This window comes from Brumimicrobium oceani (genome assembly GCF_003143775.1).
Taxonomy (GTDB): domain Bacteria; phylum Bacteroidota; class Bacteroidia; order Flavobacteriales_D; family Crocinitomicaceae; genus Brumimicrobium; species Brumimicrobium oceani.
Map to the genome: position 1 here is coordinate 40429 of NZ_QFRJ01000011.1, position 13226 is coordinate 53654.

At 36.4% G+C, this 13226-nt stretch carries 11 protein-coding genes; 9 read left to right on the forward strand and 2 right to left on the reverse strand.

What is annotated here, in order from left to right:
- Positions 1 to 124 precede the first annotated feature (124 nt).
- From DIT68_RS12620 to DIT68_RS12655, 8 genes are all read left to right on the forward strand, one after another.
- Entirely contained in the window at positions 125 to 640 is a 516-nt protein-coding gene (locus DIT68_RS12620; protein ID WP_146194214.1) for a hypothetical protein, read from the forward strand.
- A gap of 200 nt (positions 641 to 840) precedes the next feature.
- A complete protein-coding gene (locus tag DIT68_RS12625; protein ID WP_109360176.1) occupies positions 841 to 1920 on the forward strand; it encodes a hypothetical protein in 1080 nt (359 codons plus the stop codon).
- Positions 1921 to 1924: 4 nt separating this feature from the next.
- Positions 1925 to 4771, forward strand: a complete 2847-nt coding sequence (locus DIT68_RS12630) for a T9SS type A sorting domain-containing protein (protein WP_109360177.1) — start codon at positions 1925 to 1927, stop codon at positions 4769 to 4771.
- Positions 4768 to 5394, forward strand: coding sequence for a hypothetical protein (locus DIT68_RS12635; RefSeq protein ID WP_109360178.1), 627 nt, complete (start codon positions 4768 to 4770; stop codon positions 5392 to 5394). Before DIT68_RS12630 ends, DIT68_RS12635 begins: the two co-directional genes overlap by 4 nt.
- A gap of 54 nt (positions 5395 to 5448) precedes the next feature.
- A complete protein-coding gene (locus DIT68_RS12640; protein WP_146194215.1) occupies positions 5449 to 6132 on the forward strand; it encodes a T9SS type A sorting domain-containing protein in 684 nt (227 codons plus the stop codon).
- Complete coding sequence (locus DIT68_RS12645; RefSeq protein WP_109360180.1) at positions 6129 to 6764, forward strand: hypothetical protein; 636 nt, start codon at positions 6129 to 6131, stop codon at positions 6762 to 6764. Before DIT68_RS12640 ends, DIT68_RS12645 begins: the two co-directional genes overlap by 4 nt.
- Positions 6765 to 7379, forward strand: a complete 615-nt coding sequence (locus DIT68_RS12650; RefSeq protein ID WP_109360181.1) for a hypothetical protein — start codon at positions 6765 to 6767, stop codon at positions 7377 to 7379.
- A 79-nt stretch (positions 7380 to 7458) separates the two neighbouring features.
- On the forward strand, positions 7459 to 7689 hold the full coding sequence (locus DIT68_RS12655; RefSeq protein WP_158276186.1) for a T9SS type A sorting domain-containing protein: 231 nt from the start codon (positions 7459 to 7461) through the stop codon (positions 7687 to 7689).
- Between the two features lie 653 nt (positions 7690 to 8342).
- On the opposite strand, the gene DIT68_RS12660 is transcribed toward DIT68_RS12655, so the two are convergent.
- Both DIT68_RS12660 and DIT68_RS12665 read right to left on the reverse strand, forming a co-directional pair.
- On the reverse strand, positions 8343 to 10235 hold the full coding sequence (locus DIT68_RS12660) for a THUMP domain-containing class I SAM-dependent RNA methyltransferase (RefSeq protein WP_109360183.1): 1893 nt from the start codon (positions 10233 to 10235) through the stop codon (positions 8343 to 8345).
- Positions 10236 to 10240: 5 nt separating this feature from the next.
- Positions 10241 to 10846, reverse strand: a complete 606-nt coding sequence (locus DIT68_RS12665; protein WP_109360184.1) for a trimeric intracellular cation channel family protein — start codon at positions 10844 to 10846, stop codon at positions 10241 to 10243.
- A 75-nt stretch (positions 10847 to 10921) separates the two neighbouring features.
- Here DIT68_RS12665 and DIT68_RS12670 point away from each other — a divergent pair, with 75 nt between their 5' ends.
- Positions 10922 to 13213 (forward strand): patatin-like phospholipase family protein, encoded by a 2292-nt coding sequence (locus DIT68_RS12670; protein WP_109360185.1) that lies wholly within the window; start codon positions 10922 to 10924, stop codon positions 13211 to 13213.
- Positions 13214 to 13226: the final 13 nt, after the last annotated feature.

Sequence of the window (13226 nt, forward strand, 5' to 3'; positions counted from 1 at the left end):
TTATATATCGATTGTTTTCGCTTTCCTACTGTTCTCTTGTACAAAGTTTGGGAGAAATGTAACTATTAAAGGATAAGTAGTTAACCCAATAACGGAAACAACGTATTCAGGATTAAAAGTCCAATTGATAAAATCAGAATCACTGAGTCTTCCTGGAGGATACAAAGAAATCAAACATACATTTACAGATGAGGAAGGCAATTTTGAAATTAATGCTTCTCGCATAGGCAAAATATGGGTGCAAATTCAAAGTGGCAGTGAATTGTATGTTTTAGGCTGGTATCAAGATGGAGAATACATCAGCGATAACTTTCGTGCGACTGCTCAAAAACGTAAAACGATGGAGGCAGATTTTCATGTTGTGCCTTATGGTAACATTAAACTTAATATTTATAATGTAAATTGTGGAGGGGCGGGTGATGAGTTCATATTGGAGGTAATTCCACCCTTCCCTTATTCAGCAATAGTTTCGCCTGTTTCGCGTTATGGATGTTATAATCAGGAAGGTCAGCCTGTGGAAGTGATCATGGGCAACTATGAAATTAAATGGACAGTAAATAGAGGAGGAACAACTGAAGTATTTAGTGATAACTTATTTGTTCCAGAGAATGGAGTTGGAGAAATGACTATAAATTATTAAGTTTATACTCCCCCTGCCAACTACCCAAAACCCAAAAAAATTTGGCACTTTAAATTCTTTACCCTAATTTAGAGGGAACTTAAAAACGCTATCTATGAAAAAGGAACAATTAATTGTGCGCAAATCTGCACCAACCAACCAACCAACCAACCAACAATTCGCTAAGCCACACTGCGCTCAGTAAAGCAATTTTCAGCGTTATGTTATTGCTAACATCTTCTATTCTTTATGCACAACAAGGCACCGACTGGAAAACCCAAGGAAATACTGCTGACTCAACTTCTTTTATTGGAACCACCAACGCCTCGAGTTTGATTTTGCGTTCCAATGATGTTGAGCGAATGCGGATAAGCGAAAGCGGTAATGTGGGTATTGGAGTGGATAATCCCCAAACAGCTTTAGATGTGGAAGGAGACATTCAATTAACTGGGGATATCATTTTTAAAGGATATGAAGATTTACAAGATCCTGTAAACAGATTTTTAATGATCGATAAAACCGGAAAGTCGACCTCTGTTAAAATGAAAGAAATGAAAGCCTTTATGTCTTGGGAAGATTGTTATGACATTCAAGATCAAATTACTTTCAATGGTGAGACGGGCACTACAACTATAGTTGCAGGAACTTACGCTAGCTGGGCACCTAGAATCCAAGGAACTAAATCTATTCTTTACACTGGTTCAGAATGTCCCGCTTGGGTAGGAATTGGTACTGATTTGCCTATGACAAAACTTGATGTTATAGGGGCGGGTCGCTTTACAAAAGGAGTGAAAATTGGCGAACAACATATTGAGAAATCGGGTTTGTATATTGAGAATTATATAAACAGTAATGGGTCAAACACTACTTATTTTGACCACCTAATCATGGTTAAGGATGAGTCTGGCGGAAAACTTCTACAACTCAACAACGACGGACTCCTCCGCGCCAGAGAAATAAAAGTAGATTTAGAGGCTTGGCCTGATTATGTTTTTGAAGAAGGTTACAATCTAATACCTTTAAATAAGGTGAAATCCTTCATTGAAGAAAACGGACACTTACCCAATGTTCCTTCCGCCCAAGAAATTGAAGCAGACGGAGTAAATTTAGGAGAAGCAGCAAAAACTTCAATGGAAAAAATTGAAGAATTGACGCTTTATTTATTGGAAATCAATGATAAAGTTGAAAATCAAGAAGAGTTATTAAATGAACAATCTAAATTACTTCGACAGCAAAATGAAACCATTCGTTTGCAGCAAGAATTGATTTTAGAATTGAAGAACTTAACCAATAAAAACTAGGGCTATGAAAAAGTTAATTTTAGGATTGCTTTTGCTTGTTAGTTTTAACGGGTGGGGGCAGCAGGATACATTAGAGTATACTACACCTAGAGAAGTGGCTGATACCGTTTTTGGTTTGTTTGATGAACAATTGTACGATAATGTATTGTTTGATCGTTCCTTATCAGAAGATTCTTTGTTAATACAACAACTTAGAGGAGATTATTCAGTTGTTGCATCTGCTTTGTCATGGTTGCAGGCCCATTCTGACATAGCAGTTAGTTATACTGACCCATTAATTATGATGGCAGATAGCGTAATGATAGATTCACTTAGCTCTTTCGTTATAAAATATGATAAGTTGGATTCTCTAGAAAGAGCTCATCATCCTTTTGGTATTCTGCTTCATCAAGTGAGTAAAATTGATAGTAATTTATATCAGCAAACTGGATCCTTTACTAATCTTCATGGACAACTAAAATTAAGTTCCACCTATAATGAAAATCAAATTTATGATAAAGTCACTCTAAAAGAAACCGCACTACTAGAATTATATGGTGACCATGGATATGAAGAAGGAGTTATTGTTTACAACCCGAATTTTATTTCTGTGGGAGCTAATATCACCTTACATTCAATTCGAATTGATGTTGGAAATGGTTTTCAAGATTTTTCATCCACAAATAATGAAATTAGTTATGATATTTATCAGGATTGGCAAATTGGCAAAACAATTCTAGATTATACTTTGGATGGAGTAAGAAAACAGGATACATTAAGTTTCTATTTAACTTCTGAAATACATAAAAGCAATAATCAAGAGAAAGCGGTTGATAGATGGGATACTGATGTTATAAAATACCCAAGTAATAGGGGTCCAGATTTAAAATATAAAATTAAGTATGGATGTGGAAATGGAACAAAAATTAGACGACCAGTAATTATTGCTCCACCTTATAGGCCAGGATTACAGCCTGTATCTTTTCGTAAATACTACGACCAATTTGATTTTAAGTCTTTAATATCTTCATTGTCGGATATGGGGTATGATGTGATTTTTATCAAACAGACTCCGGGTAATAGGGGGATTGATCACGCTGGTGGAATTTTAGCTGGATTTTTAAAGCACATTAATGCAGAAAAAAAGCAAAACTATCCTAATGAAGATTGGGAAAATATTGTGATTGGTTTTAGCGCAGGAGGGCAGCATTGGCGATGGGCGTTGAAACAGCTTGAAAAAGAACACATGGAATGGGGAACGCCTCACCACCATACAAGACTGTACATTCCTTTTGATTCTCCGCATTGGGGTGCAAATGTGCCAATGTTTGCACAAGCAGTATATTATGAATTTAACAGAACGTGGAATCCATTAGCTGCAATAATCTACGATAATTTAAAAGATGCAGCCTCAAGATCTATGTTAATTAACCATATTACTGGTAGCTCTATTTCTGGAAGTGATATAATCTATCCAGCTCCTGATTTAATGCGACAAAATGTTGTTAACCAATTAAACAATTCTTTTAACCATCAATTTACACCCATGAATGATTTGCGTAGATCATTCCCCACTTTCACTAGAAATGTCGCTGTTTCTGCAGGGCATAATTCAGAAGATTATAAAGATGAGTTTGGACTAAATCCTGGAGAAAAATTGTTCTCGCAAAATTATCCAATACCAGCACTTGGGGGAGCTAAATATATAAAAAGATCTATAAACGCCTCCCAAATGGGTGCTGCTTCTCGCGTTTTTAAAAGGTTTGAGGTGCGCTCCCTAGGTGTTATTCCAGTTTGGGGTATCGACAAAAATTACAAAACAAACGGAGCGCTTGAGTGGGACATGTCACAAGGAGGGTATAAAAATGAGTTCTATGACCAATGGTGGTTTCCCGTTTCACCAATTGTTGTCTTACGCACAACTGGTTTGTTCCTAGGCACTAAACATTATGATGGAAACATGAATTTTCTACCCATGGTTTCTGCGCTAGCCATAAATCCTAGTATATGGCAAAATAACAATCTGTTTTATAATTTGAAGGATGAAGGGTTGATGTATAATGAATTTAACTCGAATGTACAATCAAATACATATGGTTATCCCAATCTTGAGCATCCCAACACCCATTTCAACTTTACTCCTTTTGAAGCAATTTATTGTGATCCCCAAACTTATCAGCACATCAAGATGCAAGAATCTGTTGATGATGATGATTTAGATGACACCTACCTTGTGCATACCCGAAACTTTATTCTCGACGAAGTGGAATCAGACATCGTATATCTTCAAAACAAAACCATCGGTAAAAACCACATCCAATGGGATCCTAACTACCGGTATAAGGCTTGGTACAAGGCTTTTGATAAAGTCATACTTGGCGATACAATTACCCCTAAAACTGATTTAGGGCCATATATCATTGAAAAAACAGGAGAGGTAACGGCTTATGCTTGTAATGGTGTAGTAATGAAACCTGGTTTTCATACAAAACAAGGGAGTAAGTATCATGCTTTTGTATATTGTGATGGTTGTTCCCGACCAAGAGAGCAAGGAATGAAAACAAATACTGGAGAAAATAATAAAAATAGAACTGATGAAAAACACACTTTACAAGTTAATCATTTTAACTCAAATGATATACCCCATCAAAAAACAGTTTTAAAAGTTTATCCAAATCCTTCGGATAAAGGATTTACGATTGAATTTCCCGAAATTGAAGGAGAATACATAATCTCAAATACCAACGGGGAATTATTCCAACAGGATGAAGTGAAAACTAAATCGATTTTTATTGAACTTCCAAAAGGAATATATTTTGCGAAATGGATCAATAAAAACGGAATACAAACTCAAAAAATAATTGCCTTATGAAAAAGTTAATTTTAATATTATTAATGGGTGTTTTTCTTGTTTCTTGCAAAAAAAAGCAAACCATCCACATTACAGCAAAAAATGCAGCTACAGGTGAACCTTATCCAGGTTTAACCTATTATGTGGTAACTTATACGAATATAAACGGTGGCACAAAATCCAAAACAGTTGCCACGGGTACACTGGATGCGAACGGCGAAGCGGTTGTTACTGAGCGATTACCCAAAAATAAAGGACGTGGAGTACGTGTAGTTGAACCGGAAAACTCCTGTTATAACAAGAATATACAATTGTATTTTAGTGAGGAGGATGGCGAAAACTTCAAAGCAGAGTTTGAATTTGCGGAGTGTGCGTATTTGACTATATCTGTTAATAATATAAACTGTCAAGGTTTAACCGATAATATAATATTTGACATGCAACCAACATATGTAGAAGGTTTTAATAATATTATACCAAGAGAGGAGATGGGGTGCTATTCTAATACTTTTATAGAGTCATCAGTACCTTTTGGTCAATGGGAAGCAACATGGGAAGTTACACGAAATAATTCAACAACATATCATGATACAACTTTTTTTATGAACATTAATGAACATCATTTATTAACAATTAACTACTAATAAGTGCCTTTTGAAGCAATATACTGTGACCCCCAAACCTATCAATACATCAAGATGCAAGAATCCGTTGATGATGATGATTTAGATGACACCTACCTTGTGCATACCCGAAACTTTATTCTCGACGAAGTAGAGGCGGATATCGTTTACCTACAAAATAAAACGATTGGTAAAAACCACATCCAGTGGGACCCCAATTCTCGCTACAAAGCGTGGTATAAAGCTTATGACAAAGTAATTATTGGTGATACAATTACGCCAAAAACCAATCTTGGGCCTTTTATCATTGAGAAAACAGGAGAAGTAAACGCCTATGCTTGTAATGGTGTAGTGATGAAACCTGGTTTTCACACCCAACAAGGAAGCAAGTATCACGCATTTGTGCATTGTGATGGTTGTTCAAGACCAAGAGAGCAAGGCATGAAAACAAATAATGGAGGTAGCAATGAAAGTAATGCTGACGAAAAGCTTGCTTTACATGTTGTTCCTAATAAGTCAGAAGATGATATCCATCAAAAAACAGTTTTAAAAGTCTATCCCAATCCATCGGATAATGGGTTTACCATTGAATTCCCTGAAATGAATGGTTTTTACATTATTACAAATACGAACGGAAAGCGCTTAAAAGAAAGTAAAGTATTATCCAAAACCATTTTCATTGAACTCCCAAAAGGGATTTATTTTGTGAAATGGAAGAGTACAAACGGAGTACAAACTAAAAAAATAATTGCATTATGAAAAAGTTACTTCTAATATTATTGGTTGGTTTATTTCTATTTTCCTGCAAAAAAGAACGCACCATCCACATCACTGCAAAAAATGCTGCCACAGGCGAAGGTTTTTCTGGTTTAGGTTTTATATTGAGAGAAACAAAAGGATATGTAACCTCTACAGGAGAAGTTCAAAAAAAAGTGTATGAAGGAACATTAAACGCACAAGGCGAGGCGGTATTTAATTACAAGCTGAAAAATAATCGTTCTTATGTACTTACTACTTTAGTACCGGACGAAGAATTGTGTTACATTAATAATACATCTTACACATTAGCCAACACAGATGATAATTTTAAGTTTGATTTTCTTTTTGCGGAGTGTGCTTATTTGAAGTTTCGCTACCAAAACATAAATTGTCAAGGTCCTAATGACCATATAAAAGTAAAACGATATACGAACTTAGATGATTATTCGGGATTCTTAATTGATGCAGAATATGAAGGTTGCAATGACTATACTATGCCAAATTTCACTGAAGTTCCAATGGGTCAGTGGATTTTTGAATGGGATGTTACTAAAAATAATGTAACATCTGGTTTTTCTGATACAGTTTTTTTAAATGCCAATGAGCAAAAATATTATGAAATAAATTACTAAATGAAGTATCTGCTCATCATATCGTTACTTGTGTTTTTTTCCTGCAAAAAAGAACGCACATTCCACATCACTGCGAAAAACGCAGCTACAGGAGAACCTTACCCAGGATTAAGCTATGAAATTCAACGCAGTTGGAGCGGGGCATTTGAAAATAAATATAAATCTGTTGGGTCTGGCGTGCTAGATGCCAATGGAGAGGCCTTTTTTACAAAAAGACTTCATGATAATTCTTCCTATTCTATCTCTGTAGCACCACCACCGAATACTTGTTATATTAGTGATTCTGATCTACATGCTGGAGGTGATAAGAATTTTGATGCTGCATTTGAGTTTGCGGAATGTGCTTATTTGAAGTTAAAAATTAAAAATGTTAATTGTGAGAGTCCTAATGATGAGATGTCACTTTATCAGGGGAATCAAATAGGAAGCTTTAATTATACTCAACCATGGGAGCATAATGGATGTACTTTTTGGGAATCCAATGGATATTCCAATATTCCGATGGGAGAGCAATACTATAAGTGGGAAGTTACACGCAACAACATTACAACTACTTATTATGATACTATTTATTTGAATGCAGGAGAATATCGAACCTACGAAATCAATTACTAAATGAAATACTTCATCCTCATAGCGTTACTTCTGTTCGTTTGTTGCAAAAAGAAGCAAAAAAACATCAATCAACGAAGATTTGCAAATCAAATTGATTCCAAACCCCAACTCTGGTAATTTTATTTTTGAAATTAATCAAGCAAATCCTAAAGGATCTTTATACGTTTATGGTGTAGATGGTAAGTTGTATTATGAGCAATTCGTAAACCAAACTCAAACGCGTCTTGATATATCGCTGAGAAATGACTTGTATTTAGCAGTTTATAAAACACACACAGAAATGCAAACAACAAAATTAATAATAAACTAATGAAATATTTAACTTAAATCTTATTAATACTCTTCTTTGCAACCTCCTGCAAGAAAAAAACATCTGTAGTTATCCAAGCACAAGATTATATTACTGGTGATGGAACAGCCTATGCAGGTCAAGAATACGCCGTCTCTGAATCATGGACACCTGTATTTGAAATGAAATCTAAAATTGTGGCAACAGGATTTTCTGATGAAAATTGACACTTTGAATTATTTTCGTTAACTTTCTGACTGAGTTAATCATTCATAAACAAATAATTAGGAAATACTTACTACAAAACAACCAATGGCACACAAGAAAATTAATTATGTATTAATCCTATTTCTCGCAGTTCTGCTACTGGCAGGCTGCAAGAAAAAATCGAAGGAATATACTACGGTAATATGGGAGGTTGTAAATCTCGTGTAATAAAAATTCATTTGGAGGGAAATTTTCCACGGGCTGAAAGCCCAGCTCAATTCAGCAGGATGCAACGCGTCCTGCTGAAATTAAACATTTTTTTTTGCGCTCTGAAGGAACAACTCAATTTCAACAAAAATCCCGAACCAACATACCATGTCAATTCGGGACTTTAAATATTTCATAAAACGCTACTATGCAGCTGAACTGCTGCGACGTTTTTTTTATTAAATTCAGCAAAAGGCGAACTACTCCCCTTTCCTCATCTTCTTCATTTCTGCAATTTTATCTTTAAGGGTCATTTCGTCTTCTTGAGCATTGTCTGAATCACCTTCAAAACTTGAATTGACTTCAATTACATTATCCTCAGTTTTCTCCTCTTCTTTAGTTTCTTCTCTTTTGGATTCTTCTTTTTTATCTGCTTCTGCAGCAGCCATAAATTTTGGAGTACTTCCATATTTGGCAGCTCCTAAACGTGGTTCTTTTTCTTCCTTTTTCGCTTTTACAGGCGTTTCTTCTACTTCCTCACTTGATGCTGAAGTGCTCACTTCTTTTTCAACTTTCTCTTTTGTTGAACTATCAACTGGTAAATAAGCAGATTTCGCTTGTCCATACTTCGAAGCGGCACTTTTTCGTGGTTCAGCTGCAGGAGTTTCGATTACCTTCCTTGTTGGATTGTACTCTTTTTCTTCATTCTCACTCTCTTTCTCACTCTGTAACTCATCCTCAACCGGCAAATAAGCAGATTTCGCTTGACCATATTTTGAAGCTGCACTTTTTCTTGGTTTGTCAGCTGCAGGAGTTTCGATTACTCTGCGCGTAGGATTGTATTCTTTCTTTTCACTTCTGCTCTCACTCTGACTCTCGCTCTGAACATCACTCTGCAAAGTCGTTTCTTCGTTTACTTGTTCTTCAACAGCTCTTTCAACTTTTTTACGTTTTTCTCTTCTCACACCTCTTGGCTTAGGCGTAATTCCATCCGCTTCATCTTCAGAGTTGTCATATTTTTTTGACCCAGCAAAAACTTGAAATTGACGTAAACTACACTCAAGATTACCATTGAAAACCTTAATTTTTCTGCTTGGTCTTAATCCAATATTCTTTAAGGCATCAATATTAGAAGAAACTACCCAGCAATCATATCCTAAGAATTTTTGCTTGAATAAATCACCCATTGCTGTGTACAATTCTTCAACCTCTTCTCCCATTCGCTCTCCGTAAGGCGGATTACAAATCATGATTCCTTTATCGTCTGGCGCTTCAAGCTCCAAAGCATCTTTAATGTCCCAAGTCACCATGTTACCAATTGGTGCCATGCGGCTGTTTCTTCGTGCTTTTTTCACCATTTCACCGTCGATATCCGAAGCTAAAATGTCAAATCCTAATTTCACAGGTCGACTATTTCCTTCCGCTTTCACTCTTTCCCATGCTTCAGCATCAAAAGACTTGAAATTTTTAAATGCGAAATGACTTCTTTCTATCATTGCAGGAATATCTGCTGCCCAAAGCGCGGCTTCAATTGCAATAGTTCCAGAACCACACATTGGGTCTATTAATGTTGATTTTCTGTCCCATCCAGACATGCGTAAAATTCCCGCCGCCAAAACTTCGTTCATTGGCGCATCACCCACTTCTTGTCGGTAACCCCTTTGAAATAAAGGAACTCCACTTGTATTTAATGAGATAACAACATTTCTTTCCTTAATGTAAACATCAAACATCACTTGTGGTGATTTCAAATTGACATCGGGTCTTACGTCATCACATTTCTCTCTAAAAACATCTGCAATCGCATCTTTCACTACCAAGAAAGGATATTGCGTGTGTGTGAAAATTGTTGAGAAAACTGCACCTTTTACAGCGAAAGTTTTGTTGACATCAAAATAGGCTGTCCAATCAATTTTCTTGGCTGCCTTATATAAATCTTCTTCTTTATAAATGTTGAAAGAATGTACTTTAACAAGAACTGAAATAGCCAATCTACAACGGTAATTTAGGCGATAAACATCTTCCCAGTTTCCGTTCAATTGCACAGCACGATTTAAAACCTCTACTTTATCATATCCCAATTCATTCAATTCGTCTTTGAGTAGTTCTTCAAATCCGAAAAGTGTTTTTACAGTTATTACTAAATCTTTCATTTTTATTATTTAAATTCTCTTATTAATGGAAGCTTCCATGAAAATAGCACTGCTAAAGTTCTAAATGCAATGATGAAAGCCATGCTGGACCACAAAAGCCAAGTTGTATCTCCATGACCAGAATAATAGCCCACGAAATAAAATGTACCTCCCAGCAAGCAAGGTATGGCATATATTTCTTTTTTAAAAATCAGCGGAATTTCATTACACAACACATCACGCAGTAATCCACCAAAAGTGGCAGAAATCATCCCTAAGAAAACTGCTGTAATTGCCAAAGCATCAAGAGACAATCCTTTTTGAACCCCCAAAATAGTGAACACCGAAATTCCTACGGTGTCAAAGATAGACAATGTTCTTCTCCAAGACCGTAATTTTTTACGAAAAATCATTCCTACAGTAGCGCCCGCAATTACGACCAGCAATTGAGAAAGTGATGTCATCCAAGCTACGTCTGCATTGAGAAGTAAATCCCTTATGGTTCCACCCCCTAGGGCAGTGATGAATGCGATGATGTATCCACCAAGAATATCAAGGTTTCTATTGGCGGCCGTTAGCATTCCACTAATTGCGAACGCAAACAATCCTATATAGTCTAAAACTTCGAGCATTTATTAATTTTTCGTATTTTCCCTTTCTAAGCTAAAATCTTATATTTGCCTACAAATAAACTCATTTAATACAGCTTGAAAGACAAGATTTTACTTTTTTTATTTGTTTTTGGCGTATACTGCTCTACAAATGTCTTGGCCCAACGCGTTGGAGTTGTTCTAAGTGGCGGCGGGGCAACAGGTTTGGCACATATTGGTGTGCTCCAAGCTTTGGAAGAAGCTGAAATCCCAATTGACTATATTTCAGGAACAAGTGCAGGTGCTTTGATTGGTGCTTTGTATGCTTCGGGGTATTCTCCAGACGAAATTAAAGCCTATATTTTATCTGAACATTTTAGCAAAATGACTTCTGGTGATGTCTCAAAAGAAGAGCGTTTTTTACTGCGAGAGAAATCGAATGATGCTTCCATGCTAAACATTAATTTTGCAAAAGACAGTATTTTCGTAAAATCACTTCCCACAAATTTCCTTACACCTTCCTATTTAGATTTCGAAACCATGCGTTTAATTGGTCACACAGGAGCCGCAGTTGGAAAAGATTTTGATTCGCTTTTTATTCCTTTTCGTTGTGTTGCATCAGATATTTATGAAAAAGAGAGTGTAATTTTCAGAAAAGGTGACTTAAATGCCGCAGTTCGTGCCTCGATGACTTATCCTTTTTACGTCAATCCCATTCGAATTGATGGAAAGCTATTTTTTGACGGTGGACTGTACAACAATTTCCCAGCGGATGTGCTTTACCAAGAATTTCCCGTCGATTATATCGTAGGAAGCAATGTTTCCATTAACGCAGCTCCCCCAAACGAAGACGATATCATTAGCCAGATCACCACGATGTTTGTTCAAAAAACCAACTTTGCTCTTCCCTGCACTTATGGAGTGATTATCGAACCTGAAACCAGCTTAGGAACTTTTGATTTTGACAAAGCAGAAGAAGCCATTCAAAGTGGATATGATGCCGCTCAGGTATACTTAGACAGTATTCTCCCCAATGTTGATGACAGAATTAAAATAAGTGAACTCGAAGAAAGAAGGTTGGCATTTCGTAAGAAAATAAAACCCATTAAAATAAGTTCTATTGATGTGAGCTCCTATGTTCCAGCAGACGTTTCCTTTGTTGAAGACAACTTTAAAAAAGACAGCTTAAAAGAGCCACTAACCTTAGAAGACTTTAAAAAACGCTATTATCGCGCATATGCCACCCATCAAATCAAATATATTTTCCCCACGTTGAAGAAAGCAAGTGACTCCACTTATGCACTAAAACTGGATGTGACTAAGCAAAAACCCTTTACATTGAGCGTTGGTGGACATTTCTCCTCTCGTCCGGTAAATACAGCCTACATAGGTTTGTCTTACTGGGATTTAGGAAAAGGAGCTGTTGGACTGCATGGAGAGGCGTATTTCGGAAAGTTTTATGGTTCTACAAAAATCAAAATTGACTACGACCTTCCCACCTTATTTCCTATCAGAATAAGTCCATTTTTTGTTTTAAACAGGTGGGATTATTACCGCAGTTCATCCACTTTTTTCGAAGACATCAACCCTTCTTTCTTAATTCAAAATGAAATGTATTATGGTTTAACTGCCGCGATGTCGACAACCAGTAACGGGAAAACATCAGCAGAAATCAAGATATTTGAAAACACAGATCAATACTATCAAACATTAGATTTTTCGGAAAGTGACACTGCCGACGTAACTACTTTTATTGGGGAGTCGCTTGCTTTAAATTTCGAATACAACACCTTAAACAGAAAACAATTTGCTTCAAAAGGGGCTTTTTTCAAAACAAGCATTCGATATGTACAAGGAAAAGAGAACAGTGTTTCCGGAAACACACCTGACCAAGAATACGACTTAAGAAGACAACACCGGTGGATCAATGCTTCGGTAGAAGGTCAGAAGTTTTTCGATGTCAGTCCTTTTTTCAAGGTAGGAGTCTATGGAAAAGCCGTTTTAAATTCTCAATCACTTTTCGCCAATTACACGGCTTCTATTCTCAACATGACGGAGTTTTCACCTCTTCCAGACAGCCGGGCTTTATTTATGAGCGAATATCGTGCACCACAATTTGTTGGTGGAGGTGTAAATTTAATTTTCAATTACAACCGCTTTCTTGAATTTAGGATAGAACCATACTTCTTTCAACCCTTTAGACAAATTATTCGGTTCCAAGATGAGGATGATTTTGGTTATTCTGACTTGTTCGAGGAAGGTTTACCGATGGTGGGAGCTTCTTTAATTTTTCATTCCCCAATAGGTCCGTTAAGGATTTCATCAAACTATTTTCCCAAACAAGACCAGCCTTTCATTACCCAGCTTAGCTTTGGTTATGTGCTTTTTAACGACCGTTCAATTCGTTAGTGAAATTAAGCTT